The sequence below is a fragment of the Citreicoccus inhibens genome, assembly GCF_019039035.1.
Classification (GTDB): domain Bacteria; phylum Myxococcota; class Myxococcia; order Myxococcales; family Myxococcaceae; genus Citreicoccus; species Citreicoccus inhibens.
Genome location: NZ_JAHNZT010000024.1, coordinates 1 through 26888, shown reverse-complemented (window position 1 = coordinate 26888; position 26888 = coordinate 1). Strand labels below are relative to the sequence as shown.

The window sequence follows — 26888 nt, the reverse complement described above, 5'->3', positions numbered from 1 at the left end:
GCGGGCGGCCGGGCCTGCCAGGCCCAGCGGGAATCCCCACCCTTCGACCTGGAACCCCAAACCCGAGGGACGTGCGCCATGTACACCACCAGCCATGTGAACCTCCCCGCCAACGCCCGCGAGCAGCTCGTCGATCTGCTCAATACCCTCCTCGCCAGCGCCATCGACCTGCATTGGCAAATCAAACAGGCCCACTGGAACATCCGCGGCAAGCACTTCATCAGCCGCCATGAGCTGTTCGACGACCTCGCCAAGCACGCCCGCGAACAGGCCGACAGCTTCGCCGAGCGCGCCGGCACCCTCGGCGGCTACGCGGAGGGCACCATCCGCCTCGCCACCCAGAACTCCCTCCTGCCCGAGTATGACCTCGAGGCCGTCGATGGCGATGCCCACATGCGCGCGCTCGTGGACCGGTTCGCCCGCTACGCCGCCAGCATCCGCGACGGCATCCAGCGCTCCGAGGCCCTCAAGGACCCCGTCACCGTCGACCTCCTCACCCAGTCGCTCGGCGATGTCGAACTGGACCTCTGGTTCCTCGAAAGTCACCTCACCGGAGAGAACCGCCCCGGTGCCCCCCGCTCGCGCAAGGACCGCGACGCCGGCACCTCGTCCCACGCCTGAGCCCGCTCCTTCCACGAGCGCTCGGCGCGGCCTCCGCATATAGATGGCGTCCTCTCGCGGCACGGAGGACGCAGGCCATGGCGGAGCAGAACCGACTCGACGGGAAGGTGTGCCTCATCACCGGGGCCACGGGCGGCATTGGCCTCGAGACCGCCAAGGCCCTGGCCCGCCTGGGTGCCACCCCCCTGCTCGTGGGCCGGGACCCCGGTCGCACCCAGGCCGCCGTCGCCGCCGTGCGCGAGGCGGCCCCTGGCGCCACCGTGGAGTCCTTCCTCGCGGACCTCGCCTCCCTCCAGTCCGTGCGCGAGCTGGCCGCCGCCGTTCGCGCACGCACCGCGCGGCTGGATGTCCTCATCAACAACGCCGGCCTCATCATCGACCGGCGACAGGTCACCGTGGATGGCTTCGAGGCCACCCTCGCCACCAATCACCTGGCCCCGTTCCTCCTCACGAACCTCCTGCTCGACCTGCTCCGGGCGAGCCCCTCCGCGCGCATCATCAACGTGTCCTCGCAGGGCCATCGCCTCGCGCGGCTCGACTTCAACGACCTCCAGAGCGAGCGCGGTTATGACGGCATCCGCGTGTATGGCAATTCCAAGCTCGCCAACATCCTGTTCACCCACGCGCTGGCCAAGCGCCTGAAAGGCTCGCGCGTCACCACCAACGCCCTGCACCCCGGCGTGGTGCGCACGGGCTTCGGACTCAACTCGCAGGGCATCTTCAAGCACCTCATCAAGCTCGGCGCGCCGTTCATGCTCAGCGCGGAGCGCGGCGCGCGGACCTCTGTCTATCTGGCCTCATCCCCCGAGGTGGCGGACGTCTCGGGGCAATACTTCATCAAATGCCGTCCGGTGAAGCCGTCGTCGGCCGCACGCGATGACGCCCTCGCCGAGCGGCTCTGGCAAGTGAGCGCGCAGCTCACGGGAGTGCAGACATGATCGACCTGTACACGTTCCCCACCCCCAATGGCCGCAAGGTCTCCATCGCGCTGGAGGAGCTGAAGCTCCCCTACACCGCCAAGGTGGTGGACATCCTGCGCGGCGACCAGTTCAAGCCCGAGTTCCTGGCCATCAATCCCAACAACAAGATTCCCGCCATCGTGGACCACGACGGCGCGGATGGCCGCCCCATCACCGTCTTCGAGTCCGGCGCCATCCTCATCTACCTGGCCGAGAAGACGGGCTACCTCATGCCGTCGGATCCGCGCGGCAAGGCCGACGTGCTCCAGTGGCTGATGTTCCAGATGGGCGGCGTGGGCCCCATGTTCGGGCAGTACAACCACTTCACGCGCTTTCACAAGACGGCGGTCCCCTACGCCATCGAACGCTATCGCGCCGAATCCAAACGCCTGCTGGGCGTGTTGGACAAGCAGCTCGGCCAGGGTGAGTACGTGGCGCGCACGTACTCCATCGCGGACATCGCCCTGTACCCGTGGGTGACGGGCTTCCGCGACTACAACCCCGAGCTGTTCATTGGCCTGCGCCACGTGCCCGAGTGGCTGCATCGCGTGGCCAGCCGCCCCGCCGTCCAGAAGGGCATGGCGGTCCCCACCCTCTCCAAGTAGTCCTTGGTCGCCTCGCGTCTCCATGGCCACGCTCGAACAGCTCCGCTTCGACAACACCTACGCCCGACTGCCCGCGGGCTTCACCGCCCGCGTGGCGCCCACGCCCTTCCCAGACGCCCACGTGGTGAGCGTCAACCCCGCCGCGATGAAGCTGCTGGGATTGGACGCGGCAGAAGCCCTGCGCCCCGAGTTCGCGCAGGTGCTGGGCGGAGGCCGGCTGCTGCCCGGCATGGAGCCCGTGGCCATGGTGTACGCGGGGCACCAGTTCGGGGTGTACGTGCCTCGACTCGGAGACGGGCGCGCGCTGCTCTTGGGCGAGGTGCGCACGGACTCCGGCGACAAGTGGGACCTGCACTTGAAGGGCGGCGGGCCCACGCCGTATTCGCGCGGAGGAGACGGCCGCGCGGTGCTGCGCTCCACCGTTCGCGAGTACCTCTGTGGCGAGGCGATGCACGCGCTGGGCATCCCCACCACGCGGGCCTTGTGCATGCTCGGCAGTCAGCAGCCCGTGTACCGCGAGGCGGTGGAGACAGGCGCCATGCTGGTGCGGCTGGCGCCCTCGCACGTGCGCTTCGGTACCTTCGAGTACTTCCACCACTCGGAGCAGCCCGAGCATGTGGCCACGCTGGCGGACCATGTCATCGCCGCGCACTTCCCCCAGCTTCAGGGAGAGTCAGACCGATACGCGCGCTTCTTCGAGGCGGTGGTGGAGCGCACCGCGTTCCTCTTCGCGCAATGGCAGTCCGTGGGCTTCGCGCACGGCGTGCTGAATACAGACAACCTGTCCATCCTCGGCCTCACGCTCGACTACGGACCGTATGGGTTCTTGGATGACTTCGAGCCGGGCTTCGTGTGCAACCACTCGGATGCACGCGGGCGCTATGCGTTCGACCAGCAGCCTCGCATCGGGCTGTGGAATCTCGCGTGCCTGGGCGAGGCCCTGCTCTCACTCATGACCGAGGACGCGGCCCGCGCCGCGCTCGCTCAATATCAACCGCGGTTCGCGGTTCATTTCCTTGCACGCATGCGGCGCAAGCTCGGGCTGCGCGAGGAGCGCGCGGAGGACCGCGACCTGCTGGAGTCACTGTTCGGCCTGCTGGCGGAGTCGCGCGTGGACTACGCCCGCTTCTTCCGAGCCCTGGGCCGCTTCGACACCACCGAGGGCGCGCGCCAGGACCTGCTGCGCGACCAGTTCCTGCCCCCCACGGGCTTCGACGCATGGGCCGAACGCTACCGAGCGCGGCTGCGCGCCGAGGGCAGCGTGGACACCGAGCGTCGCGTGCGAATGGACCGGGAGAATCCCAAGTACGTGCTGCGAAACTGGGTGGCGCAGCGGGCCATCGAGAGGGCCCAAGCAGGAGACTCCGCGGAGGTAGACCGAATCCTCGCCCTCCTGGCCGCGCCCTTCGACGAGCATCCCGACTCCGAGGAGTATGCGGCGTCTCCTCCGGCGTGGGGACGGCACCTCGCGGTCAGTTGCAGTTCCTGACGGAGTCGTGGGCGGGAGGGTGATTGGAATCACCCCGCCCGACTGATTTGGAGTTGCGCGCGATGCGCGACCTCCCGCGGAGCTGGGCGAGTATCGTAGCGGCACAGTCCTTCCAGGAGCGCCTCTCCTTGCGCCATCCTTCCTTGGCGAAACACCCGGCATGGGGGCGCTCGGGGTGAGCCCACTCCCGCCGCCCAAGGGCGCCCTCTGTCCGGGCCATTCGGACCGCGCCGCCACCCGCGTCTGTCCGCGCTGTGGCGCCTTCAGGTGTCCGCAGTGCGAGCACCGCATCCGCCCTGCGTTCGTGCCGCTGTGTCCCGCGTGCTGGGACCTGTGGTCCTGCCTGGCCCTGCCCATCGGGCCGCCGCGCGTCTCCCCCCTCCGTGTGCCTCTTCTTCGGTGTCTTCGCGCTGATCTCCCTGGATGTGGCGTTTCAGGTCCTCGCGCTGATGCTCAACGCCATTCAGTGGAGGGCCCACTGGAAGGAGCCGCCCCCAACCGGCCGCTGGAAGCCGCTGGTGGGAATGGGGCTCGCGGTGCTGGGCGCAGGCTTCCCCGACCTGGTCCAGGTCGTCTTCCGCGTCCTGGGCTGAGCCATGGCGCGAGGATTCCCAAGCAGCCTGGGGGTGACTGGCATCCCGCCACACGTCTGGTCTAAAGCTGCGCGCGATGCGCGACCTGACGATTCCCTTGAAAGAGTTGAACGAGTTTGACCTCCCCCCCGTGTGCATCGTCACCGGTCAGACGGAGGGCGTGACCTTCAAGCCCGTGAAGTTCACGTGGTACCCGCGCTGGGTGAACTTCTTCGTCCTCCTCAACCTCCTCATCGCGTTGCTCATCGCCGCGGTCGCCACGCGGCGGGCGAACGGTCATCTGCCTTTCACGGAGGAGGCGTGGCGCGCGTGGCGGCAGGGACGCATCCTCTTCCCCACGTCCCTGGTCGCCGGCATCCTCCTCATCATCGGGGGCACCTGCTTGCTGGTGGGTGATGCGGTGAACTTCGGGCTGCCCGTCTTCGTGCTGGGCATCGCGCTGCCCATTGCGTGTCACTTCCGGTTCGTGCGCAACAAGGGCCCGGTCGTGCACCGCATCGACAAGGAGACCCTCACGCTGAGCTTGCCGAGCAGCGAGGCGACACAGGCCTTCCAGGAGCGCCTCTACCCACGCCGTCGGCCCCTGGCGAGCCGCCCGACCCTGGGACGTTTGGGATGACCCAGCCCGTGCCTCCCGAGGGCGCCCTCTGCGGAGGCCACTCGGACAGCGTCGCCACCAGCCTCTGCCCTCGCTGTGGCGCCTTCATGTGCCCACGCTGCGAGAACCGCGTCCGCCCCGAGTCCGTGCCGATGTGCCCCGCCTGCTGGACCCTGCGCGCCAGCAAGGTCCAGTCCGTCCCAGCGACAGGCATTGCCCCCGCCACCCTGGGCCTCATCGCTGGCGTCGTCGCCCTGATCCCCCTCTGCCCGATCATTCAGGTCGTCGCCTTGGTGCTCAACATCATCGTGTGGGTGCACAACCGGCGGGCCCCTCCCCCGACCGGCCGCTGGAAGCCGCTGCTGGGGATGGGGCTCGCGGTCCTGGGCATGGGGATCACCGCCCTGCTCAGATATCGCTGAGCCCTGGCGCGCAGGCGAACTCCCACGGGGACTGGGGTTGCCCGTCGCCGCCATCCGGAACCACCGTTGCCCCATGGCGACGGACCTCACCCGGCTCCCCACGTACGCGCGCGCGGACGCAGTCCACGTGGTCATCGAGTCTCCCCGGGGCTCGACCCTGAAGCTCAAGTACGAGCCCGCGCTCCAGGCCTTCTCCGTGTCTCGGCCGCTCCCCCGCGGCCTCGGCTATCCGTTCGATTGGGGCTTCATCCCCGGGACGGTCGGCCCCGACGGCGACCCGCTCGATGCCATGGTGTACTGGGACGACACGAGCTGGCCGGGTGTCGTGCTGCCGTGTCGGCCCTTGGGTGTCCTCCTGCTCGACCAGCGCCCCAAGGGCGGGCCTCGGGACGCGAGGGAGCGCAACGACCGGCTCCTCGTCGTGCCCCTGTCCGCCGCCCGCGCCTCCGACCTCAGCTCGGTCATGGACCTGTCCGAGCGAGAGCGCGCCGAGTTGGAGCACTTCTTCCTCGCGACCCAGCGCTTCGAGGACAAGGACGCGAACGTGCTCGGCTGGGAAGGCCCCGAGGCCGCCTTGCAGCAAGTGCGGCACGCCGTGACGACGGAGCCGTGAGATGGCGAAGCCCACGCCCATCCGCGGCTTGGGACCAGACAGCTCCCTTGGCGAGGCCGCCCGGCGCAGCCTCGCGGGCAGACTCGCGGACGTGCACACCCACGAGGCCCGACTCCAACAGGGCCAGGACCCGGAGGCCGTCCATGACCTGCGCGTGGCCACCCGCCGACTTCGCGCCGCCCTGCATGTCTTCCGGCCCCTGGGCAGGATGAAGACGCTGGAGCGCGAGGTGAAGTGCTTCCAGGACGCGCTCGGACAGGTGAGGGACCTGCACGTGCAAGCCGACTGGCTGGACACCGCCGCCCGCCGACACCCCCAGCTCCAACCCGGCATCTCCGCGTTGCGCAGCACCCACCTCTCCGATGAGGAAGCGCGAAGCCAGCGGCTGTCTTTCGAGGCCCAGCGCTGGAGCACCTGCACGGTCCCCCTGCTGCACGCTCGGCTGAAGGACTTGAAGGATTCCCATCGCTTCATCAGCCGCCCCATCCGAAAGCAGCTTCGCCAGCGATTGCGCCGGGTGGACAAGGCCATGGCACACCATGCAGAGACCCACGACCCGGCCACGGCCCACACGCTGCGCAAGGAATTGAAGAAGCTGCGCTACGAAATCGAGCTGCTCCAGCCGGCCCGCCCGATGCCAGACACAGCCCTCCAGGTGATTGAGAGACTCCAGGACCGGCTGGGCTCCCTGCATGACGCCGACGTGCGCCTGGCCCTGCTGGAGCACGACGCCACCCAGGGCCCCCTCCCTGAGCGACAGGCCGCGCGAACGCTGCTGCCCCTCGTGCGCGAGGAGCGCGACGCCAACGCCACCCAGGTCGAGCACGCGCTCCGACACTGGCGCTCGGACGCGCTGCCCCAGACGCTCCACGACACGCTCACCTGAGGCGCGGCGCCCCCAGTTGCACAATCCCTCCCAAAACGTTAAAAATCAGCAAATTCAGCTTTTACGGACGCAAGGGGCGCGTCCTCGGCACCCGCTCTGGGGGGAGCGGCGACCGGCCTCGTCCACCCCCAGGGGCCGACCATGAACCGCCGTGTGTCGTTGCTGCTGTGGCTCGCCGTGTCCGCTGTCGTGTGGGGGCCCGCCACGGGCCTCGCGCAACAGCAGTTCTCGTATCGCCATCCAGACGTGCCCCTGGGCACACCGCCGGTGACGACGGTGCGCGTGCTCCTGGAGTTGGGCAGCACGACGTTCACCTCGCCCCAAATCACCATCACGCCCAGCGCCGGTCTGGCGGAGACCCTGCCCGCCACGGACGGGCCGCATGACCTGTCGAACCGCGATCGCGTGTTCCTCCAGGGCGTGGGGACGAACACCGTCATCCTCACGTACTTCGCGCGCAGCTTCCTGGCCATTCCGCCCAACCTCTGCCTCGTGAGCGCCACGGGCAATCCCACCCAGACGTATGCCTTCTCCGTGCAAGGCTTTCCGCCCATCACCGCGTACCGGATGACGGGCTACGCCGCCGCGTCGCAGGACGCGTGCTGGTGCGCCAGGCGACGCGTGAAGACGAACCTGAACTGGGTCGTCGCGCCGCCGGGGGTCGACAAGGGCCGCATGCCGCAGGACATCGCGCTGGTGCTGGACCGCTCAGGCAGCATGACCGCGTCGGTCGTCACCGGGATGTCGCGCTGGCAGGCGTTGCAGTCGGCCGCGGGCCAGTTCGTGGCCTTCTGGAAGCAGGAGGGACTGGCCTCCAGTCGCTCCGGGGGCGTGGACCTGGGCAAGGACCGCCTCGCGATGTACCTGTTCTCCACCAGCGTCCAGCCCCTGAGCGCGGCCAGCCCGTATGTCGAGCGCGGCGCGACCGGAGCCGCGTGGGATGGGCTCGTCACGGAGCTCAACGCCGCCACCGCGACCGGCGTCACCGCGATGGGCGCGGGCCTGCGCGACGCCATCGAGCGCTATCAAGCCGATGTCACCGCGGGCCGGACGCTCAATGACTTGACCGTGGTGCTGATGACAGACGGCATGCAGAACCAGGAGCCCATGGTGAAGGAGCTCACCATGGGCTCGCTCGCGGGCCTCAAGACGCTCCAGTTCTCCACGGGCGAGGAGCCGCTCGTCGAGCGCTGCGTCCCCATCCTCTCCGTCCCCGTGGGAGACGTGGGCGTTCCGTGGGCGCAGCTGCTCGACCGCATCTCGCAGCAGACCTCGGGAAAGAGCCGGTTGACGCCGGCCATGGGCATGTCCGTCGCGCTCACCCAGACCTTGGTGGACACGCTGAAGGGCAACACGCCGTCCGCCGCGCTCCAGGTGCAGCAGAGCACGCCCGCGACGGCCGGCTCGGTGACCCACCCGGTGCAGCTCGATGGCTCGGTGAAGAACGCCATCGTGGTGCTGGGCTGGCTGGGCGGCACGGAGCTGTCCAAGGCGGGCCTGACGCTGCGCATCCTGCGTCCAGACGGCAAACCCGCGCAGCCCGTGGCCCGGACCGACGGAAACTTCTTCACCGTGCAGCGCGTGGACCTGCCCACGAGCGGACCGGCCGGCAAGTGGACGGTGGAGGTCACCAGCAAGGTCGCGCAGGCCATTCCCTATCAGCTGTCTGTCTTCACGGAGGAAGGGGAGCTGGACTTCGACCTGCGGGTGCGCGGCCAGCGCCACCCCGCGGGCGAGCCGCTCATGCTGGAGGCGGTGGCGTTCCAGAACGGAAAGCCCGCCACCGCGCCCGACCTCCAGTTCAAGGTCGAGACGCGGGCCCCGCTCACGCCGCTGGGCGCGCTGCTGCGCGACACGAGCGGCCAGGTCTACACGGATGACATCAAGGGCCAGCGCACCGCCTACGAGGTGAAGCTGGACACGCTCATGAAGACCGCCAGCTTCCGCGAGAAGGCCCAGGCCCAGGTGAGCAAGACCTGGCAGATGGCGCCGCAGGACAAGGGCCGCTGGACGCTCGACTTCGCGGACACGACGGTGCCGGGCACGTACCGCTTCCTCGTCACCGTGGACAGCGCCCAGGGCCTGCACCGCGTGGAGACGGTGGAGGCCCACGTGGAGGTGCTCCCGCTGCCCAAGGCCACGAACTACAAGGTCCTGGACCAGGGGAGCGGGCGCTTCCGCATCCAGTTCGTGCCCTACAGCGCGAGTGGGCTGCCGCTGGGCCCGGGCTTCCAGAACGAGCTGCGCGTGTTCGTGAAGGGCCAGGAGCTGCGTCACCCCGCCGAGGCCGGAGACAAGGCCGAGTTCCAACTCCAGGACCCGTACCAGGACGGCACCTACCTGGTGGACCTGGCGAACCTGAGCGCGGACATGCCCGTCTCGGTGGTGCTCTCGGGCATCCCGCTGCTCCAGGGCCCCATCGCGAAGCTGGAGCCCGCAGGCTAGACGCGCTCGTGCCCGAGCAGCCGTCGGGCGTGGGCCGTCACGGCCTCGCCCAACGCGGTGGGGTGACGGACCTGGAAGTCGAAGGGCAGCCGCGCCAGCTCCCGCGCGAACCAGCGCAGGTCGTCGGTCTGCCCTCGCAGCACCACCCCCGCCTCGGCGCGCTCCAACACGCCGAGGCCCGGGAACACCTCGCGCCGCGCGGCCTCGAGGTCCGTCTGCAGCAGCACCTCCACCGCGTGCGCGCGCGGAAGCATCGCCACGGAGACCGTGAGCTGCGTCAGCGCGTCGAAGTCGGGCGGGCGCTCGAAGGCCACGTCCAGCGACCGCACCGAGCGCACCCGGTCCAGCCGGAACGAGCGCGGTTCCCGGCGCAGGTGGCAGTGGCCCACCACGTACCAGCGCCCTCCTCGGTACGCGAGGCCATACGGGTCGAAGTCGCGCTCGGTCTCCTCATGCTCCGCGGACGCGTAGCTCAGGCGCACCCGCTGGCGCGCCTGGGCCGCCGCGCTGAGCGCCGTGAGGGCCGCGTTGTCGCGAGGCGTCTCGGGCGACCGCGACAAGTCCAGCCGCACCGTCTCGTCCACCGCGCGCACGCGGCGCTTCAACGGGGCGGGCATCACCCGCTCCAGCTTCGCCTGGGCGCTCGCCACCGCTGGCGCCGCCTCCGCGAGCCCCAACCCCCGCGCCGCCAGGAGCCCCACCGCGAGCGCCATCGCCTCGTCGTCGGTGAACATCATCGGGGGCAGCTTGAAGCCCGCCGCCAGCAGGTACGCGCCATCTCGCCCCCGCTCGGCCGTGAGGGGAATGCCCAGCGCCTCCAGCGCGGCCACGTAGCGCCGCACCGTGCGCCGGTCCACCTCCAGCCGCCGCGCCAGCTCGGCGCCGCTCATCCGCCCGTGCGTCTGGAGCAGCTCGAGCACCGTGAGGACGCGCGTGGTGGGCCGGGACACGAGGGCTCGTTCGAATGAGGGCGGATTCGGCCCTATATCGCGTCTACGGTGCGCCCGCTCCCCCAAGTCGGGCGGGTCCACACCGAGGTACGACGCATGACTCAGACATCCCACCTGTGGCTCTTCTTCGTGATGGTCTTCGGCATCATCGTGTTGCCCGGCCTGGACATGGCCTTCGTGCTGGCCAGCTCGCTGGTGGGAGGCCGCAAGGCGGGGCTGTCCGCCATGAGCGGGGTCGTCGTGGGCAGCATGTGTCACGTCGCCGTGGGCGCCACGGGCGTGGCGGTGCTGCTCCAGGTCATGCCGGCGGCCTTCAACGTCTTGCTCTGGGGCGGCGCGCTGTATGTCGCGTGGATGGGCGTGTCGCTGTGGCGCGCGGGCGCGGCCTTCACCGCCCGCCCGGAATCCGCGCGGCGCTCCTCGTTCGCCACCTTCGGCCGGGGCGCGGTCACCAACCTGCTCAACCCCAAGGCGTACCTGTTCATGCTGGCGGTGTTCCCCCAGTTCTTCCGCCCCGAGTACGGACCGCTCTGGATTCAGACGGTCGTGATGGGCGCCATCATCGCGGTGACCCAGGTGGGCGTGTACGGCTCGCTGGCGCTCATCGCGGACCGGGCGCGCGGCTGGCTGGAGACGAACCCCGCCGCCAGCACCCTGGTGGCGCGGGGGGTGGGCTGCCTCTTGCTGCTCGCCGCGGTGGCCACCGCCGTGGAGGGTTGGCGGGGCGCGTGAAGGATACGGGAGGTCCGCGTTCACCCTGCGCGGGCACCGCCCGCCCTCGGGCCCCCCCCTCTGCCCGAGGAATGGAAGGAGTCCTCCATGCAGCGCCGAACCCTGTGGGCCGCGGTGGGTTTCCTCGCCTCGGGCCTTGTTGGATGCGGGACCGCTGGCGACGTGGGGCCCCAAGGGCCTCCGGGTCCCGCCGGCACGTACCAGGTAGGCCCGGGACTGACACTGAAGGATGGCGTGCTGAGCGTGAGCACGGGAACAACGGACACCTCGGTGGTGGCGGGGAGCGACCCGCGGCTGACCGACGCGCGGCCCCCGCTGGCGGGCAGCGGCTCCTACATCCAGAACGGGACGACGCTGCAGGACGCCTCGCTCACCATCGCGGGGACCGCCACGGCGAACGGCCCGGTGACGACTCGCGCGAACCTGCGCGTGGATGCCCAGGCGGACGTGGCGGCCGGCACGCCGCTGCTGCGCGTGGAGAACTCGTCGGCCACCGCGCCCATCTGGGCGAACTACCCGCTGTTCACGGTGGACGCCGCGGGCGGGCTGCTGGCGCGGGGAGAGTACGGACTGGGAAAGGTGCCCATGAGCGGCCAGGGGCTGCGGCTGATGTGGCACCCCAGCAAGGCGGCCTTCCGTGCGGGAGGCGCGGACACTGAGTGGGATGACGCCTCGGTGGGCCCCTACTCGTGGGCGGGCGGCCTCGCCTCCACCGCCAGCGCCTATGGGACGTTCGCCTTCGGCGACCACTGCGTGGCGAGCGCCACGGGCGCGGTGTGCTTCGGTTCCACGAACACGGCCTCGGGGACCGTCTCCTTCGCCTCCGGGGCCTCCAGTTCGGCCCAGGGCTTCGCCTCGACGGCCATGGGCTACGCCGTGACCTCGCAAGGCCTGGGCTCGGTGGCCATCGGGTATCGCGTGGCGGCGGACGCGGACTACGCCACCGCGATGGGGACACGCGTGAACACGGGCGGGCACATTGGCGCGTTCATCTGGGGCGACAACTCGACGACGACGATCGCGTCCAACTCCGCGGACAACCAGTTCATGGTGCGCGCGGCGGGCGGCGTGCGCCTGCGGACCAACACCACGCTGAGCACCGGCTGCGACCTGGCGGCGGGCTCGGGCACGTTCAACTGCACCTCGGACCGCAACCAGAAGGAGGACTTCCGTCCGCTGAATGGCGAGGAGGTGCTGGCCAAGGTCGCGCGGCTCTCCGTGGACACCTGGCACTACAAGGAAGAGGCGCCCGGCGTGCGCCACCTGGGCCCCGTCGCCCAGGACTTCCGCGCGGCCTTCGGCCTGGGCACCGATGACAAGACCATTGGCATGCTCGACATCGACGGGGTGAACATGGCCGCCATCCAGGCCCTGGAGCGTCGCACCCAGGAGCTGCGCGCGCGCACCGCCGAGGTCGACACGCTCAAGGCGGAGCTGGCGGAGCTGAAGCGCGGCCTGTCCCGCCTGGAGGCCACGGTCCAGGCCCGAGGCCCGAGGCCGTAGCGCCCTTTCGCGCGCGGCGATGCAGACCGGCGCTCAGGGGCGGGACAGCCCGTCCCAGGCGCGCATCGCCAGCGCGGCGACCTGGAGCAACTCGGCCTCCGGGGCGCCGTCCTGCGCTTGCACGGACATGCCCTGGAGCACCGCGCCGATGTAGCGGGCCAGCATCTTCGTGTCCGTGCCGGCCGGCACGTCCCCCTCGGCGAGGCCGCGCTCGATGCGGGCCTCGAACTGAGCCAGTGCGTCCGCGCGAAGGCTGGCCGTGTGCTCGACGACCGCCTGATTCTCCGCCGCGCACGTGAGCGCGGCCGTCGAGATGAGGCAGCCCCGCAGCGCCTGGTCCCTCACGAAGTGGGCCGCGGAATCCCGCAGCACGCGCGCGAAGCACTCGCGCGTCGTCCCCTCCCCCGTGAGCGCCCGCTGCGTGAACGCCCCCGCCCCAGCGCGGTAGTGCGCGAGGCACCGCCGGTACAGCGCGGCCTTGGACTCGAACGCCGCGTACAGGCTGGGCGCGGTGATGCCCATGGCCTGGGTGAGGTCCACGAGGGACGCGCCCTCGTACCCCTGGCGCCCGAAGACCGCCATCGCGCGCTCCAGCGCCTGCTCCACGTCAAAGCCGCGGGGACGCCCACGGGCCCTGTGGGTCTCTGTCGCCTTTATTTTCATAGCAGTCACTATTGAAATCCCTCCCCCAGCTTCTTAATTCCGTAGCAGTCACTACGTATTCAGGAGTCTCCCCGCATGCATTCCGTTCTGGCCGCCCTGGTGGTGGCCGCAAGTCTAGGCGCGAATCCCCCCGCCCCCGAGCCCTCCGCCCCCCCGCGCGCCCTGACGGCGCGGTTGGACGCGGCCATCGACCAGGCCATCGCCGAGAAGCGCATCGTGGGCACGGTGGTGCTGGTGGCCCAGGATGGGCAGGTCGTCTACCACCGAGCCGCTGGAGCCATGGACCGCGAGGCCGGGCGCCCCATGCGCGAGGACGCGGTGTTCCGGCTGGCGTCCATGACCAAGCCGCTGGTGTCGGCGGCGGCGCTGGCGTTGGTGGAGCAGCACCAGTTGGAGCTGGATGCGCCCATCACGAAGTGGCTGCCCACCTTCCGTCCCAGGCTGGCGGATGGGCGCGAGCCGGTCATCACCGTGCGCCAGCTGATGACCCACAGCGCGGGGCTGACCTACGGCTTCTTCGAGCCCGGCCAAGAGGGCCCCTACCACCGGGCGGGCGTCTCGGACGGCCTGGACTCCTCGGGGCTGTCGCTGGACGAGAACCTGCGCCGCATCGCCTCGGTGCCCTTGTCGTACGAGCCGGGGACGCGCTGGGCCTACTCCGTGGCCACGGACGTCCTGGGCGCGGTGGTGGCGCGCGCGGCGGGAGTGCCGCTGCCGGAAGCGGTGGAGCGCTTGGTGACGAAGCCGCTCGGGATGACGGACACGGCGTTCGTGGCGCGGGACGCGACGCGGCTCGCGACGGCCTACGCGGACGGCCGCCCGGAGCCCACGCGCGTGCAGGACAACAAGGTGGTGCCCTTTGGCACGGGCGGCGTCCGCTTCTCACCGAACCGCGCCTTGGATGCGAGCGCGTTCCCCTCGGGCGGGGCCGGCATGGTGGGGACGGCGGCGGACTACCTGAAGTTCCTGGAGGCGATTCGCCGAGGCGGCACGCCCGTGGTGACGGCCGCCAGCGTGAAGGCCCTCTCCACCGCGCAGCGCGGCGAGGAGGCGCAGACGCAGGGGCCCGGCTGGGGCTTTGGCCTCCTCTCCGGCCTGCTGGTGGACCCCGTGAAGGCGCACAGCCCGCAGGCCGCGGGCACGCTCCAGTGGGGCGGCGCGTACGGCCATAGCTGGTTCATGGACGCGGCGAAGGGCCTGTCGGTGGTGGCCGTCACCAACACCGCGTTCGAGGGCATGCCCGGCGCAACGGGCATGTTCCCCAGCGAGATTCGCGACGCCGTCTACGGCACCGCGGAGCCCGTCAAGGGCGTGCGCCTCTACACGCTGGACTGCGGCCGCATCGACCTGGCGGACATGGGCATGTTCTCCGACACGGGCGAGCACGCGGGCGAGCCGGGCTCGATGCCCGCGCCCTGCTTCCTCATCCAGCACCCGAAGGGGAACCTGCTCTGGGACACCGGGCTGGGTGACGCGCTGGCCAAGCTCCCGGACGGCCTCTCCCCCATGCCCGGAGTTCGCTTCCGCGTCGCCACGACGCTCACCTCGCAGCTCGCGCAGCTCGGGCTGAAGCCCTCCGACATCCAGTACGTGGGCATCTCCCACCTGCACGCGGACCACATGGGCAACGCGCTCGCGTTCCCCCAGGCCACGTGGTTCGTCAACGAGGCCGAGTTCAAGCAGGCGCAATCCGCCTCGCCCCCCGCCGTCGGCGTGAACCCCGCGCTGGTGAAGGGCCACGCGAAGGCGAAGACGACCTACGTCGACATGGACCAGGACGTGTTCGGTGACGGCACCGTGCGCCTCATCAAGGCGCCGGGCCACACGGTGGGCCACCGCGTGCTGATGCTGAAGCTGGCCAGGACGGGCGCCGTCATCCTGTCCGGCGACCTGTTCCACACGCGCGAGAACTTCGAGAAGTCGCTGGTGCCGCCCTTCAACGCGAGCCGAGCGGACACGCTGGCGTCCATCGACCGCATCAACCGCCTGATGCGCAACTCGGGCGCGCGGCTGGTGGTGCAGCACGAGTGGGCGGACTTCAACGCCCTGCCCAGGTTCCCCGCGTACCTGGAGTAGCCACGGGCGCCGCGCCGGACGGAAGGCCCTTCGCCGTCCGGTGCGTCACGCTGGCCGTGCCCCTCTGGGCAGGCCGGAGGCCCGGCCCGCGCGGCTAGAGTGGCGGCGCCATGACCTTCAAGACCGCCGACCTCTGCGACACCCACGGCAGCGCGCCCCACTTCCAGGTCGCCTCTCCCGGACTGCTCGACTACGGCGGGCGCCGCGCGTTCTTCGGCCCCATCAGCACCGTGCGGGCGCTGGAGGACAACTCGCTCGTTCGGCGGGCGCTGGAGGAGGAAGGCCGAGGCCGCGTGCTGGTGGTGGATGGCGGCGGCAGCCTGCGGTGCGCGCTGGTGGGAGACCAGCTCGCGCGGCTCGCCGAGCGCAACGGCTGGACCGGGGTGGTGGTGAACGGCTGCATCCGCGACGCGGACGACGTGGGCCGCATCGCGGTAGGCGTGAAGGCGCTGGGCACCCACCCGCGCAAGAGCCTCAAGCGCAACGAGGGCGAGCGCGACGTGGAGGTTCGCTTCGCGGGCATCACCTTCCGGCCGGGGCAGCACCTGTACGCGGACTCGGACGGCATCGTGGTCTCCGACACCTCGCTGTCCTGAGCGACGCGTCACCGCCGGTGAGGCCCTGCCCGCTTCCCGTGTCACGGAGGAGGCAGGCGGACCCACTTTGACTGCCTCCGCGGCGTGGGGGGTGATAAGGGGCGCCCCCCCATGCGCGCCTGCGGACTCGACTTCGGAACCAGCAACACCGCCGCCGCACTCCCTGACGGGACCGTGCTGCCCCTGCAGCCCCACACGACGGAGCCGCGCCTGTTCCGCTCCGTCCTCTTCTTCCCGGACGAAGAGCAGAACTTCTACGCCGGGGCGGACGCCATCCAGCGCTACCTGGAGGACAACACCGGACGCTTCATCCAGTCCGTGAAGTCGTTCCTCCACAGCACCTCGTTCCGGGCCACCCAGGTGCGCGGGCGCACGTACACCATCGAGGACCTGGTCGCCGTGCTGCTGCGCCGCGTGCGCGAGGCCGCGGGCGAGCGGATGGGCGGCCCTCCGGACGCGGTGGTGCTCGGGCGCCCCGCGGTCTTCACGCCAGACCCGGAGCGGGACGCGCTCGCGGAGAAGCGCCTGCGCCGCGCCGCCGAGCTGGCCGGCTTCACCCACATCCAGTTCCTCATCGAGCCCATCGCCGCCGCGCTCGCCTACGAGGCGCAGCTCACGCGCGACGAGCTGGTGCTCGTGGCGGACTTCGGCGCCGGCACCACGGACCTCACGCTGATGCGGCTGGGGCCCTCGCGCCGAGGCAACGCGGACCGGCGCCCGGACGTGGTGGGCTCCACCGGCGTGCGCGTGGGTGGTGACCGCTTCGACGCGGAGATCATGCGCCACAAGCTGCTGCCCCGCTTCGGCGCGGGCTCCACGTACAAGGTCATGGGCATCAGCAAGAAGCGCCTGCCCATCCCGCAGCACGTGCTGGCCAAGCTGCTCTCCTGGCACGAGATGTCCTTCATCCGCGAGAAGTCCACCCAGGAGCTGCTGGAGGTCATGCTGGAGACGAGCGACCGGCCGGCGGAGATTGAAGCGCTCCACGACCTGGTCATGGACAACCTGGGCTACCGGCTGTTCCGCGCCATCGAGGCGGCGAAGGTGAAGCTGTCGCGCGAGGAGTCCACCACCATCGACTTCGAGGAAGCGCGCATCCACCTGCACGAGCCCATCACCCGCGCCGAGTTCGACGAGGCCAGCCGCGGCCTGCTCGGCGAGCTGGAGGAGTGCACGGACGGCCTGCTGTCGCGCCACCCCGAGGCGAAGGACATCGACGCGGTGTTCCTCACGGGCGGCTCGTCGCAGATTCCCGCCGTGCGCGAGCTGTACGTGCGCCGCTTCGGTGAGGACCGCGTGCGCACCGCCGACGCCTTCACCTCCGTGGCCGAGGGTCTCGGCCGGGCCTCCGCCAACCTCACGGCGTGAGGCCGAGGACCTGGGAGCGAACCACTCCCGGTAGTTCGTGTCGTTGGGAAGCGCGGCCTCGAGGTACGTCTTGAGGTCGTCGTTCTTCATGTCCTCGACGGCGTTGCCCACGATTTCAGCGACGCCGCTGAAGGCCTCGCCGAAGCCTCGGGCGAGGCTCCCCGGGGCCTCGCCACCTGGGAGGATTTACGCGACGCTGGCCATGCCGGCGAGGGCATCGCCCAACATGGCCAGGGCGTAGGCCGGGGCTCTTCGTCTCTCAGGGCCCGACCTGGACCGTGCGGCTCAGCCAATCCACGCCGCCGCGCCCGTCTCGCGCCACCACCCAGAACGTGACGGTCTGGGGCACGTCCGCGGTCTCGTACTTCGACGTGGGGTCGCCGGGCTTGCCGTCCACGGGCTCCAGCGAGCGGAACTGCTTCACCTCGCCGTCGCCGGTGGCGAACCAGCTGTAGAAGACCTGCTCCGTCTTGGGGCCGTCCGCCGTGTCGTACGTCTCCGCGCTGCCGTCCGCGAGCACGGGGCGGAAGCGCACCTCCGAGGCCAGGGGGAGCGGCCCCGAAAGGGACACGTCATTCCACAGCACGTCCGTGAGGCTCGGGTTGTGGTTGGGCGCGGTGGTGGTCCGCAGCGTCACCCGCCGCACGCCGCGCTCGATGCCCTCTGGCGTGCCGCTGCCATCCGAGGCCTCGTAGCCGACGAAGAGCGGGATGCCCTGCGCGAGCGCCTTCTGCACCGCCGGGTCGTTGAAGTTCGGCGTGTCTCCACCCGTGCCCGTGTTCGGGAAGGAGTCGCGCAGGATGGCCTGCACGCGCGGGTCCGCCAGGGACAGCACGCCCTCGGACAGCTCGACACCGTTCGAGCCCGGGCAGCCCGTGTCGCCGTAGGGGTTCACGTCCGGGCGGCACAGCGCATACGAGACGGTGACGGGCCGGGCATCCGGCGTCACCGCCAGCGCGGTGAAGGTGACGGGCGGCGGCAGCTGCGAGGCGTTCGGGTCGAGCACCAGCTCGGCCGGCTCGCTCTTGATGGCCAGCACGCGGACGCGGCGAATCTCGCTCTGGAGCTCAAAGTCGGGGCCGCACGCGGACAGCGCGAAGACCGAGGCGAGGAGGATGGACTTGCGCATGGCCTAGAAGCTCCCCTTGGCGCCAATGACAGGCAGGATGGGCAGACCCTTGAAGAACTCTCGTTGCGAGTAATTGTAGTTGTAGGCCACGCCCTCCACCGCCGCGTTGTTGTAGGCGTTCATCACGTCCAGGAAGACATCCAGGTTCCAGGTGTCGAAGAGGAAGGTCTTGTCCACGCGGACGTCCAGCTGGTTGAACGAGGGCAGCCGCTGCGAGTTCACCGCGGCGAAGTACGGAATGAAGACGTCCGTGACGTCGTCGCGCCGCGACCCCAGCACCGGCGTGGTGGGGTTGCCCGAGGCGAAGCGCAGGCGCGCGCCCACCTCCCAGCCTCGCGGCAGCTTGTAGCTGGCGATGGCCGTCAGCACGTGCGTCTGGTCATTGTCGAAGAGGCGCCACGCCGCGCCCGGCTCGTCCCGGCGCTCGCTGCGGCTGAGCGTGTAGGAGATCCAGCCGAACAGCCGGTCCGTCAGCGAGCGGCGGATGAGCAACTCCAGACCGTAGATGCGGCCCACGCCGCCGTTCTTCAGCCGCTCGGGCACCTGCTCGCCGTCGCGCACCACCGTCGAGTTGGAGCGGACGATGAGCCCGGTCAGGTCGTTGTAGAAGACCTCGCTGCTGACGAACCACTCCGGGACGGGCTGCCACTCGGCGCCCACGCCGTACTGGAGCGAGCGCTTGGCGCCGAGGTTGGGATTGCCGAAGGGCACCGTCGGCTCATCCTGGATGGGCGGGCCGTGGTAGACGCCCGCGCCGCCCTTGAGCGACAGCGTCTCCGTCAGCGCGTAGCGCACCGCCAGCCGCGGGTTGACCGTGCGCTGACGGTGCTCCTGGTCCGTGAAGACGTAGCTCTCCGCGCGCACGCCCGGCACCACCAGGAGCCCCGGGACTGGCTTCCACCGCACCTCCGCCCAGAGCGACGGGAAGTACTGCGTGAAGTGTCCGTCCGCGGTGACCAGGCCCTCCGTCACCAGCGGGCTGGGCGGCTCACCCTCGCGCGGCGGCGCCTGGATGTTGGCCGTGACGTTCGAGAAGTTGGCCACCACGTCGATTCCGCCCGCGACGGACACCGCGTCACTGAACACATACTCGGCCGTGGGTCGCAGATACACATCGGTTGACGCAATGCGTAGGTTGCGCTCGCCAATGACGAACTGGACGAGGGTGTTGCCAAGGAGTCCCTGCGTGTCGAGGGTGAGGGCGCCATCGCGGTACTGGTGGCGCAGCCGCAACTGGTTGAAGCCCGTGGTGACGTCGAGGTTGCCATTGACGGACGGGTCGTCGTCCGCGGGACGGTCGAACAGCAATGCCAGACGGTCGCGCGACGTGAGGGCCTGCACCGTGAAGGTGTGTGCCTTGGCGGGCTTCCAGACGAGCTTGACCTGGGCGTCGTGGTAGCGCGGCGCGGTCTGGAGGTTGGGGCCGTCCTCGCTCTGGGGGACCGCCTTGAGCACCAGGTCCACATAGGAGCGCCGGCCGCCCACCGCGAAGCTGAGCGTGTCCGTGATGGGGCCCTCCACCACGGCGTTGGACTCGATGAGGCTGACGCCCACCGTGCCGTGGACGCGGTCCGTGCGGGGCTCGCGGCTGCGGATGTTGATGACGCCGCCGGTGATGTCTCCGTAGTAGGCGGAGAAGTTGCCGGGCAGATAGTCCACCGCCTCCAGCAGCTCTGAGTTGTAGACGGAGGTCAGCCCACCAAAGTGATACAGCAGCGGGATGCGCAGGCCGTCCAGGAAGACGCCGGACTCCTGCGGGCTGGTGCCTCGGATGACGAGCTGTCCACCATTGAACGCCGGGCGCGCCACGCCGGGCAGGTTCTGCACCACCTTCAGCGTGTCGCCCTGGGTGCCGGGGATGCGCTGCACCTCGGCGGCCTGGATGGTGGTGCGGGTGACTTCCTTGCGCTCGCGGGCGCTGCGCACCACCGTCTCGTAGGGGCTGAAGAAGCGCTTCTGCACGTAGTACGTGGCCTGCGTCTCCAGGCCCTCGCTGACGGCCTCCTGCGTGCGGAAGCGGTCATAGCCGCCCAGCACCACCAGCACCGCGTGGGTGCCCACCGGCACGCCCCGGAAGGTGAAGCGCCCGTCCGAGTCGGTGACGGTGGACTGCTCCAGCTCCGGCAGCACCACCTCCGCGCCCACCAGCGGCTTGCGCGTGCCGCGCTCCAGCGCCCGGCCGCTGAAGTTCACCGGCGCCTCGGGCGCGCCCCCGTCCACGCCGCCATCCGAGGACTCGGGGGGCGGCGCGGGACGGAAGACGAACTGGTAGGCGTACTGGATGCGGACCGGCGCGGGGACATTGTCCACCTCCGCCGGCTCGAACTCGAACTGCTTCACCGCCGCCATGGCGGCCTCGTCGAAGCCGTGGCCCGCGGGCTGGGACACCTCGACGGCGGTGACGGCGCCGGTCTCCGAGATGTCGATGACCATCACCACCGTGCCCTCCAACTGCTGGGCGGCGGCTTCCGGCGGATACGTCGCCTCCACCTGGCGCGTGAGCGCGGGGGGCTTGGTGAGGACGCCGGCGGGGATGCCCGCGTCGGCGCCCGCGTCCGGAGCCTGCTGGGCCACCGACGCGGACGCGAGAAGAAGACAGAGAACGGAGGCGAGCGTTTTCATAGGGGGTGCGCGGGTCTCCCGCGCACCGTCCTAGCGTCCTCCGAGGCTGGGAGCGAGCACGATTTCAATGCGCCGGTTGAGGCTCTTGTGCTCCTGTGAGTCATTGGGCGCGATGGGCTGGTACTGCCCATAGCCCGCCGCTGACAGCATGGTGGGGTCCACGCCCGAGTCCTGGAGCGAGTGCACCACCGCCATGGCCCGCGCCAGGCTCAGCTCCCAGTTGGTGGGGAACGCGCCGCCCCCCGTGGGCACATCGTCCGTGTGGCCTTCCACGCGGATGATCTTCCCCTTCACGCCCTTGAGGGCCTCGGCGATCTTCGCGAGCGCCTCCTGGCCCTCCTTGCCCACGCGCGCCGAGCCCGAGGCGAAGAGGATCTTGTCCTTGAGCTGCACCGTCATGCGGCCCTTCAGCTCGGAGAGCTGGATCTTGCCGTCGGAAATCTCCTGCTTGAGGCTCTGGGCGAGGCTCTCGTACTCGGAGCTCTTCTTCTCCAGCTCCTCCTTCGCCTGGGCCAGCTTCTTGGAGTTGCGCGACAGCTCCTCGTTGAGCGCCGCGAGCTGCGCGTTCTGCTCCTGCAGCGCGCGCCGCTCGGCCGCGGACTCGGTCAGGCGCGACTCAGCGGTGCTCAGCCGGGACTCCAGCGCGGCCTTCTCCTGCGCCAGCGCCGCCCCCTGCTCCTCCAACTCCTTCACCTTCGCCTCGGCGGCTTGCCGGCCCCCCTTCTCGTCCGTGAGGTTCTTCGCGAGCTGCTCGGCCTCCAAGGCCTTCGCGTCGAACTTGCCCTGCGAAACGCAGCCCGTGGACAGAGCAACGAGAGCCGCCAGCACCAGACGTGTCCGCATATGTACGCATCCTCCCGACAAATGGTGGAGGCGCGAGCCTAGCGTTCCGGACCCGGGTCGTCAGGCGCGGAGTGCTGAAATTTTGAGCCGCAACCTTCCTGGCAGGAGGGCGGTCAGGCAGGCTCAGTGGGGGAAGATGGGGTGCGCGTCCAGCCAGACGGAGAAGAGGGCATCCGCGAAGCCCTTGCCGGGGATGAGGAGGCCGCCGGTGGCCTCCCCCGCGACGAGGAGCCCGGAGCCGGGGACGTAGGTGAGGACGAGGTCACCGCCCTTGTGCACGTCCCGCAGCGAGTTGAGCAGGGTCTCCATGGCGTGGTGCAGCGAGCCATCGCGCAGGTTCGGGTTGCGGCGCAGCCCATCCCGGAAGCTCTCCACCAGTTGGGAGCGGCTGATGTTGCGCAGGAAGCGGAAGTGGAGGCGCTTGAGGCTGTCCGACGCGACGGCCTGGGTGGTGCAGGAGGGCGAGTCCTCCAGATAGAGGCTCCAGACGTACACGTTGAAGAAGAGCTTGCGCTTGAGCTCCATGTGGGTGAGCGCCAGCGTGCGGCCCTCCACCTGGAGCGAGTCCGGCATGTTCACGCCACCGGCCTGGCCAGCGTGAGCGACACCGGTGGCCAGAAGCACCCCCAGTGCCATCCACACCGTCCCATTGCGCCATGGCTTCCCCGTCATGCACCCATCCCCTTGCTGCTGCCGCGTCGGTGATCGCAACGGTGCGCACGGGGCCCGCATGAGGCCACCACCCTGGATCACCGGGCTGTGGGCTAGTGGACGGCAAGCCGGGCGAAATGGCAAGGATGTTGGCGTACAAAGGACCCCCCGTCCGCGGGGCAACCGAGAGATTGCCCTGGCGGTCCGACATGGCTCAGGGACCCGCCTGACGGGGTCGGGTCCGGAGCGCGAGCGCGCGGCGTGCTTCAGCGGCGCGAGGGGGGTGCCTCGTCCTGGCTGTAGCGGTCGCAGAGGGCCAGGTACTCATCGCTGGAGACCCCGAGCGCGGTGACCCGCTGCTTCTTGACGCGGGGGCGCTCCAGCCGGGTCTTGATTTGCACCATGCGCATCATGGGCAGGCCCATGTACGTCTGGTTGATAAAGGTATTCTCCTCCATGTCCTCCCAGGCGATGAGCAGGCCATCCTCGAAGAGGATGCCTTCCTGGCTGATGACGAGCGCGGGCTTGTCCAGGCGCCCCAGGGCGCGGATGCAATTGAAGACCATCCACGCCGTGGCCAGCGTGATGAGCCCGATGAGGACCATGCCGAGCGGCTCGCCCATCATCCGCCAGGTGAGCGTTCCGAAGAACAGCGTGGCACCAGTGAAGGCCACGGCGCCCGCGATGAGCCGGGTCCGTGAGTAATAGAGTTCGTGCGGCTGCTGGGCCTTCGATTTCGTCCGAGCGGAGCTGTAGATTTGCATGAGGTGACGCCTGCGGTTGGAGAAGGGGTCAATCGGCCAGTCGGGCCGACAGGTAAGCCAGGAGCACGGGGGCGTTGATGATTTTCGCCTCGTCTATCTTTCGCGACGTGCCGCGCGCGACGATGACCCATTCCCGAGTCGCCACGGATTCGTCTTCCTCATCCTGGCGACGGATGCTGTCGATGTCCTCCCAGCGCAGCAGTTGCCCGCGATGGGTCAGCCCCTCGCGGCTGAGCGTGAGCGGTCCGAAGCGCACCGACTCTCCCCGCGCGACCTGCCGCTGCACGCGCTCCAGCACCACCGGGATGACGCACGCGCGCACCTCGGCGTAGAGCGAATCCCCGTCATCCCAGAGGTCCAGCCGCAGCCGGTAGGCGCCCGCGGGGTGCTCCAGGACGACGCAATCGTCCATGCGCCGCTCCACGATGGAGCGCACCTCGCGCCACGCGATGAACGTGTCGCCCGCGCGCAGCCCCTCCGCGTCCAGCACCAGCGCCTCGGGCGCTTGCAGCCAGGCGAACGCGTCACTGGCGCGCCACCCGAGGGCATACACACCCGCCGGAATCCCGAAGAGGAACAGGAAGAAGCCCATCCGAGACAGGAAGAGGTGCTCCAGCAGCCCGCGCGGCAGCACGTACACCGAGCCGAACGCGAGCAGCGCCGCCACCACGACGTAGATGAGCGCGAGCCCCAGCACGAGCCAGAACACCGAGCCCCTGGGGAAAACACGGGCGTATGCCTGCTGCAACAGCGGAGCCTCCGGCGGCACCGAGCGCGGCCCCGGGCAGGGCCGCGTGAGTCTCGGGATGTCGTCCTGCTTCTATAGGCAATCACCCCTGCTTTGACGACGACTTTCGCGCCCGCCTCCCCTCTCGCCTTCGCTCTGGGTGTGGTGCGAGCGACACGGGACGCGCAGGTCCCAGCAATATCCCGAATAAATGTATCACTCACTTGAGCAGGCATCTCATTGCAAGTGCCGACTTCGTGAATACTCAGCGGGTCGGGTTCTGTCCGAAACACTCGCTATTGATGTATGGAGGCTTGGCTTTCGCAGTGCCCCCCATGAGGAGTCCTCGATGCGTCGTTTCGGCTCAGCCGTACTTGCTGTGAGCATGCTCGCGGGTTGCGGTGGTCCCATCGCCCCCGAGTCGTCCACCGAAAACACCGCGCGCCAGGAGGCGCCGCTGACGTCCACTGACGTGGACGTGGCCCCGGAGTGTCAGGGCATCATCCAGTTCGTCAACAGCGCCTCGTTCCAGACGCTGGACGTGTACCTGCCGAGCGACGTGGTCAACAACCTGGTGGCCCGGCGCACCACGGCGCCCTTCGTGACGCTGGCGGAAGTGGCGGCGGTGCGGCTGGTGGGCCCGGCGCGGCTGAAACAGATTGAGGGCGGCGCGCGCACGGAGCACTACATCACGGCGAGCTGCGCGGGCATCGTGGACGAGCTGGCGGTCTCGGCGGATGACGCCGCCGCCATCGTGTCGCTGGTGAACAACATCAGCTCCACCGAGCTGCACGAGGTGCTGCCCAACGCGTGGAACGGCGCGGTGAACCTGCTCACCCAGCGCCCCTTCACCTCCGTGGACGCCATCAGCAACACGACGGGCATCGCCACGGTGAGCATGCGCGGCCTGCGCAACGCCGCGACGCTGAGCAAGCCGTTCGAGGACCTCGCGGCCGCCATTGAAGCCACGCCCCGGGGAGACTTCTACGGGCGCGTGTACCGCCACTTCGACTGGTGGGGCACGCTGCACCACTACGGCTACCGCGTCTCCATGCAGGAGTGCTTCGGCATCGACGCCATCGACATTCCGGGGTACCCGAACTCGCTGCCCCCCATGCGCGCCACCCTGGCCACCGCGGCCGAGGTGAACTCGGTGGTGGCGAACACGGTGGACTACGCCCACCACATGCATCCGTTTCCGGATGCGCTCATCGCGCCGGGCCTGAACAACCTGAGCGCCCAGACCCAGGGCCGCACGTTCAAGGGTTGCTACTTCAAGTACGAGGAGGATCCGTTCAGCGGCCACAACATGGCGTTCTTCGTCGACACCGCGACCGGCCTCGGCGTGATGAGCGAGCAGTACTGGAGCGAGTGATTTCGTTCCGCTCGCGGGGCATGTGAGTCCGCGAGCGTGACTCGGGCTCCGGCGATGTGCCGGAGCCCGGGCGTCAGGCTTCTTCAGCGCCCTCGAACTTCACGCGGGCGTGCGACATCACGTGCTCCACCGCGAGCAGGTGCCACGCCACGTCCCGCATCTGCGAAGCGGCGGTGGGGTCGGTGAGCGACTCGCGGAGCTGCGCGGGGGTGATGCCGAAGGGCTCGGAGGACTCGCTCAAGAGCTCCAGCATCTTCTCGGGCGTCAGCTCCAGCTTGTCCCGGCTGGCGATGGCGCGGAGCACCAGCGCGATCTTGAGGCGCCGCTCCACGTCCTCGCGGATGCCCGGGTGATGCAGCCACCCGTCGAGCGCCTCCTGCTGCTCCTCCAGGCTGAACTGCTTGAGCGCCAGGGACTCGCCCTCGAGCTGCGACCAGCGGCGGCGGATCTCCTCGTCCACCAGCGCCTTGGGCACCGTCACGTCCGCGCGCGCCACCACGGTGTCCAGCACCAGGCCCTGCGCGTCCACCCACAGGAGGTCCGCCATCTCCTGCTCCATCTCGTCCACGATGGAGTCCATCACGGCCTCATGCGTGTCACCGCGCCCCAGCGCCTGGAGGAAGGCATCGGACTCGGTGTCGGGCATCGTCACCTCGCGGGCGGCGCGCACGTCCACGATGAAGCGCGCGGGCTTGCCGCGAAGCTGCTCGGCCGGGTACTCGTCCGGCAGCGTGACGCCCACCTCCAGGCTGTCACCGACCTCGGCCTCGGCGATGACCTCCGCGAAGCCGGGCAGCATGGCCTGCGGCGCCAACTCCATCCAGAAGCCCAGCCGCGTACTCAGCGGAATGAGCTGGCCGTGGGCATAGCCCAGGATGTCGAGCTGCACGTCGTCGCCCATGGCGACGGCCTCGCCTTCCTCGCGGGGGCGGGTCTGGGCCTGCGCGCGCGCCAGCTCATGGAAGCGCTGCAACAGGTCCTCTTCCGTGAGGTCCTCGGGCGCGGGGACGGTGATGTCCAGCCCGTCCAGCGAGGGCGCCCTCACCTCCGGCAGGTTCGGCGCGCCCTGGAGGCCCGTGGCCACGGGGAGGCGCTGCACCAACTGCCGCACCGGGGACTCCGCGGGAGGCGGAGTCCCTCGGGCCGCCGCGGGCGCAGGAGACGGCTTCTTCGAGGCGTTCTTCTTGTCACTGCTGGCCACCGGGGGGCCTCCTGGCAGATAGCGACCGTGATCCCAGACGGGATTGAAGCGAGAGCGACTCAACGGTGCCTACCAGAATAGGGCCCTCCGGCGACAATACCCAGAAGTTCCCGGGAGGGTGGACTACCCGAAGAGCCCGCCCACGAAGCTGGAGACCGCGGAGACGGCGGCGCCCACCTGGCTGACCACCGGGATGTTGGTGGCGGCGGCGACGGAGCCCACGGCGGTGATGACGCTGGTGACCTTCTTGGTGGTGCTGGCCTTGGGGTCGCGCACGGTGGAGTAGGCGCTGGCCACGTCGAAGGCGGCGATGGCGACGTTGGCGCCCGGGGCGAAGCGGCCCGCGGCCTTGGCCAGCGGACCGGCGGCGGCGCGAGCGGCGGCGGTGGTGGCGGCGCGGGCGGCGGCCTTGCCACCCTCGTTCAGCGCGGCGCGAGCGGCGGCGCGGGTCGCGGTG

25 protein-coding genes and 1 pseudogene are annotated in these 26888 nt (G+C 69.9%); 16 read left to right on the top strand and 10 right to left on the bottom strand.

Annotated features, from left to right (window positions below):
* Positions 1 to 78: 78 nt before the first annotated feature.
* The 10 genes from dps to KRR26_RS24260 all read left to right on the top strand — a co-directional run bounded on the left by dps (position 79) and on the right by KRR26_RS24260 (position 9231).
* Entirely contained in the window at positions 79 to 621 is a 543-nt protein-coding gene (dps, locus tag KRR26_RS24305; protein WP_120204676.1) for a DNA starvation/stationary phase protection protein Dps, read from the top strand.
* Positions 622 to 698: 77 nt separating this feature from the next.
* A complete protein-coding gene (locus KRR26_RS24300) occupies positions 699 to 1559 on the top strand; it encodes an SDR family oxidoreductase (RefSeq protein ID WP_217080980.1) in 861 nt (286 codons plus the stop codon).
* Positions 1556 to 2185, top strand: coding sequence for a glutathione S-transferase family protein (locus tag KRR26_RS24295; protein ID WP_120204671.1), 630 nt, complete (start codon positions 1556 to 1558; stop codon positions 2183 to 2185). Before KRR26_RS24300 ends, KRR26_RS24295 begins: the two co-directional genes overlap by 4 nt.
* A gap of 22 nt (positions 2186 to 2207) precedes the next feature.
* Positions 2208 to 3674 (top strand): protein adenylyltransferase SelO, encoded by a 1467-nt coding sequence (locus tag KRR26_RS24290; protein WP_217080979.1) that lies wholly within the window; start codon positions 2208 to 2210, stop codon positions 3672 to 3674.
* A gap of 383 nt (positions 3675 to 4057) precedes the next feature.
* Positions 4058 to 4267, top strand: a complete 210-nt coding sequence (locus KRR26_RS24285; RefSeq protein ID WP_217080978.1) for a hypothetical protein — start codon at positions 4058 to 4060, stop codon at positions 4265 to 4267.
* A 76-nt stretch (positions 4268 to 4343) separates the two neighbouring features.
* The gene (locus KRR26_RS24280) at positions 4344 to 4886 is read left to right on the top strand and encodes a hypothetical protein (protein WP_120204667.1); all 543 of its coding nucleotides are present in this window, start codon (positions 4344 to 4346) and stop codon (positions 4884 to 4886) included.
* Positions 4883 to 5287: a hypothetical protein gene (locus KRR26_RS24275; protein ID WP_120204665.1), complete on the top strand. Its 405-nt coding sequence runs from the start codon at positions 4883 to 4885 to the stop codon at positions 5285 to 5287. The genes KRR26_RS24280 and KRR26_RS24275 overlap by 4 nt, the downstream gene beginning before the upstream one ends.
* Positions 5288 to 5360: 73 nt before the next feature.
* Positions 5361 to 5900, top strand: coding sequence for an inorganic diphosphatase (locus KRR26_RS24270; RefSeq protein WP_217080977.1), 540 nt, complete (start codon positions 5361 to 5363; stop codon positions 5898 to 5900).
* A gap of 1 nt (position 5901) precedes the next feature.
* Positions 5902 to 6786, top strand: a complete 885-nt coding sequence (locus KRR26_RS24265) for a CHAD domain-containing protein (RefSeq protein ID WP_217080976.1) — start codon at positions 5902 to 5904, stop codon at positions 6784 to 6786.
* A gap of 141 nt (positions 6787 to 6927) precedes the next feature.
* Positions 6928 to 9231 (top strand): vWA domain-containing protein, encoded by a 2304-nt coding sequence (locus KRR26_RS24260; protein WP_217080975.1) that lies wholly within the window; start codon positions 6928 to 6930, stop codon positions 9229 to 9231.
* Here KRR26_RS24260 and KRR26_RS24255 read toward each other — a convergent pair.
* A complete protein-coding gene (locus KRR26_RS24255) occupies positions 9228 to 10181 on the bottom strand; it encodes a helix-turn-helix transcriptional regulator (RefSeq protein ID WP_120204657.1) in 954 nt (317 codons plus the stop codon). The genes KRR26_RS24260 and KRR26_RS24255 overlap by 4 nt on opposite strands.
* Positions 10182 to 10277: 96 nt before the next feature.
* On the opposite strand from KRR26_RS24255, the gene KRR26_RS24250 reads away from it, so the two are divergent.
* Positions 10278 to 10913, top strand: a complete 636-nt coding sequence (locus KRR26_RS24250; protein WP_120204655.1) for a LysE family translocator — start codon at positions 10278 to 10280, stop codon at positions 10911 to 10913.
* A gap of 87 nt (positions 10914 to 11000) precedes the next feature.
* Positions 11001 to 12416 carry a tail fiber domain-containing protein gene (locus KRR26_RS24245; protein WP_217080974.1) on the top strand — a complete coding sequence of 472 codons (1416 nt, stop codon included), beginning with the start codon at positions 11001 to 11003 and terminating at the stop codon, positions 12414 to 12416.
* 33 nt (positions 12417 to 12449) lie between these two features.
* Here KRR26_RS24245 and KRR26_RS24240 read toward each other — a convergent pair whose 3' ends face one another.
* On the bottom strand, positions 12450 to 12998 hold the full coding sequence (locus tag KRR26_RS24240; RefSeq protein ID WP_233576786.1) for a TetR/AcrR family transcriptional regulator: 549 nt from the start codon (positions 12996 to 12998) through the stop codon (positions 12450 to 12452).
* 183 nt (positions 12999 to 13181) lie between these two features.
* Between KRR26_RS24240 and KRR26_RS24235 the strand changes: the two genes are divergently transcribed.
* The 3 genes from KRR26_RS24235 (at position 13182) to KRR26_RS24225 (ending at position 17119) form a co-directional block, all read left to right on the top strand.
* Entirely contained in the window at positions 13182 to 15155 is a 1974-nt protein-coding gene (locus KRR26_RS24235) for a serine hydrolase (protein WP_328707206.1), read from the top strand.
* A 110-nt stretch (positions 15156 to 15265) separates the two neighbouring features.
* Positions 15266 to 15751, top strand: a complete 486-nt coding sequence (rraA, locus tag KRR26_RS24230) for a ribonuclease E activity regulator RraA (RefSeq protein WP_120204646.1) — start codon at positions 15266 to 15268, stop codon at positions 15749 to 15751.
* A 111-nt stretch (positions 15752 to 15862) separates the two neighbouring features.
* Positions 15863 to 17119, top strand: a complete 1257-nt coding sequence (locus tag KRR26_RS24225; RefSeq protein ID WP_120204643.1) for an Hsp70 family protein — start codon at positions 15863 to 15865, stop codon at positions 17117 to 17119.
* A 259-nt stretch (positions 17120 to 17378) separates the two neighbouring features.
* Here the strand turns inward: KRR26_RS24225 and KRR26_RS24220 are convergent, their stop codons facing one another.
* The 6 genes from KRR26_RS24220 to KRR26_RS24195 form a co-directional block, all read right to left on the bottom strand.
* Positions 17379 to 18248 (bottom strand): hypothetical protein, encoded by an 870-nt coding sequence (locus KRR26_RS24220; RefSeq protein ID WP_120204641.1) that lies wholly within the window; start codon positions 18246 to 18248, stop codon positions 17379 to 17381.
* A 3-nt stretch (positions 18249 to 18251) separates the two neighbouring features.
* Positions 18252 to 20870, bottom strand: a complete 2619-nt coding sequence (locus KRR26_RS24215) for a TonB-dependent receptor domain-containing protein (RefSeq protein ID WP_217080972.1) — start codon at positions 20868 to 20870, stop codon at positions 18252 to 18254.
* 30 nt (positions 20871 to 20900) lie between these two features.
* The gene (locus KRR26_RS24210) at positions 20901 to 21713 is read right to left on the bottom strand and encodes an OmpA/MotB family protein (protein WP_120204637.1); all 813 of its coding nucleotides are present in this window, start codon (positions 21711 to 21713) and stop codon (positions 20901 to 20903) included.
* A 123-nt stretch (positions 21714 to 21836) separates the two neighbouring features.
* Positions 21837 to 22385: a chalcone isomerase family protein gene (locus KRR26_RS24205; RefSeq protein WP_120204635.1), complete on the bottom strand. Its 549-nt coding sequence runs from the start codon at positions 22383 to 22385 to the stop codon at positions 21837 to 21839.
* Positions 22386 to 22630: 245 nt separating this feature from the next.
* Positions 22631 to 23128: a hypothetical protein gene (locus KRR26_RS24200; protein WP_120204633.1), complete on the bottom strand. Its 498-nt coding sequence runs from the start codon at positions 23126 to 23128 to the stop codon at positions 22631 to 22633.
* Positions 23129 to 23156: 28 nt separating this feature from the next.
* Positions 23157 to 23876, bottom strand: coding sequence for a hypothetical protein (locus KRR26_RS24195; RefSeq protein ID WP_236069152.1), 720 nt, complete (start codon positions 23874 to 23876; stop codon positions 23157 to 23159).
* Positions 23877 to 24204: 328 nt separating this feature from the next.
* On the opposite strand from KRR26_RS24195, the gene KRR26_RS24190 reads away from it, so the two are divergent.
* The gene (locus KRR26_RS24190) at positions 24205 to 25230 is read left to right on the top strand and encodes a hypothetical protein (protein WP_120204629.1); all 1026 of its coding nucleotides are present in this window, start codon (positions 24205 to 24207) and stop codon (positions 25228 to 25230) included.
* Positions 25231 to 25303: 73 nt separating this feature from the next.
* Here the strand turns inward: KRR26_RS24190 and KRR26_RS24185 are convergent, their stop codons facing one another.
* Together KRR26_RS24185 and KRR26_RS24180 are read right to left on the bottom strand one after the other, a co-directional pair.
* On the bottom strand, positions 25304 to 26431 hold the full coding sequence (locus KRR26_RS24185) for a trigger factor (RefSeq protein WP_120204627.1): 1128 nt from the start codon (positions 26429 to 26431) through the stop codon (positions 25304 to 25306).
* Between the two features lie 123 nt (positions 26432 to 26554).
* Positions 26555 to 26888: pseudogene (locus KRR26_RS24180) on the bottom strand (hypothetical protein); the annotation flags it as partial.

Bases quoted from the DNA above. Each gene is read 5' to 3' on its own strand.
- KRR26_RS24200 (WP_120204633.1), bottom strand. From the start codon at position 23,128: ATGCAAATCTACAGCTCCGCTCGGACGAAATCGAAGGCCCAGCAGCCG.
- KRR26_RS24220 (WP_120204641.1), bottom strand. From the start codon at position 18,248: ATGCGCAAGTCCATCCTCCTCGCCTCGGTCTTCGCGCTGTCCGCGTGC.
- KRR26_RS24300 (WP_217080980.1), top strand. From the start codon at position 699: ATGGCGGAGCAGAACCGACTCGACGGGAAGGTGTGCCTCATCACCGGG.
- KRR26_RS24260 (WP_217080975.1), top strand. From the start codon at position 6,928: ATGAACCGCCGTGTGTCGTTGCTGCTGTGGCTCGCCGTGTCCGCTGTC.
- KRR26_RS24250 (WP_120204655.1), top strand. From the start codon at position 10,278: ATGACTCAGACATCCCACCTGTGGCTCTTCTTCGTGATGGTCTTCGGC.
- KRR26_RS24280 (WP_120204667.1), top strand. From the start codon at position 4,344: ATGCGCGACCTGACGATTCCCTTGAAAGAGTTGAACGAGTTTGACCTC.
- dps (WP_120204676.1), top strand. From the start codon at position 79: ATGTACACCACCAGCCATGTGAACCTCCCCGCCAACGCCCGCGAGCAG.
- KRR26_RS24265 (WP_217080976.1), top strand. From the start codon at position 5,902: ATGGCGAAGCCCACGCCCATCCGCGGCTTGGGACCAGACAGCTCCCTT.
- KRR26_RS24295 (WP_120204671.1), top strand. From the start codon at position 1,556: ATGATCGACCTGTACACGTTCCCCACCCCCAATGGCCGCAAGGTCTCC.
- KRR26_RS24225 (WP_120204643.1), top strand. From the start codon at position 15,863: ATGCGCGCCTGCGGACTCGACTTCGGAACCAGCAACACCGCCGCCGCA.
- KRR26_RS24205 (WP_120204635.1), bottom strand. From the start codon at position 22,385: ATGACGGGGAAGCCATGGCGCAATGGGACGGTGTGGATGGCACTGGGG.
- rraA (WP_120204646.1), top strand. From the start codon at position 15,266: ATGACCTTCAAGACCGCCGACCTCTGCGACACCCACGGCAGCGCGCCC.
- KRR26_RS24240 (WP_233576786.1), bottom strand. From the start codon at position 12,998: ATGGCGGTCTTCGGGCGCCAGGGGTACGAGGGCGCGTCCCTCGTGGAC.
- KRR26_RS24245 (WP_217080974.1), top strand. From the start codon at position 11,001: ATGCAGCGCCGAACCCTGTGGGCCGCGGTGGGTTTCCTCGCCTCGGGC.
- KRR26_RS24290 (WP_217080979.1), top strand. From the start codon at position 2,208: ATGGCCACGCTCGAACAGCTCCGCTTCGACAACACCTACGCCCGACTG.
- KRR26_RS24210 (WP_120204637.1), bottom strand. From the start codon at position 21,713: ATGCGGACACGTCTGGTGCTGGCGGCTCTCGTTGCTCTGTCCACGGGC.
- KRR26_RS24190 (WP_120204629.1), top strand. From the start codon at position 24,205: ATGCGTCGTTTCGGCTCAGCCGTACTTGCTGTGAGCATGCTCGCGGGT.
- KRR26_RS24275 (WP_120204665.1), top strand. From the start codon at position 4,883: ATGACCCAGCCCGTGCCTCCCGAGGGCGCCCTCTGCGGAGGCCACTCG.
- KRR26_RS24215 (WP_217080972.1), bottom strand. From the start codon at position 20,870: ATGAAAACGCTCGCCTCCGTTCTCTGTCTTCTTCTCGCGTCCGCGTCG.
- KRR26_RS24270 (WP_217080977.1), top strand. From the start codon at position 5,361: ATGGCGACGGACCTCACCCGGCTCCCCACGTACGCGCGCGCGGACGCA.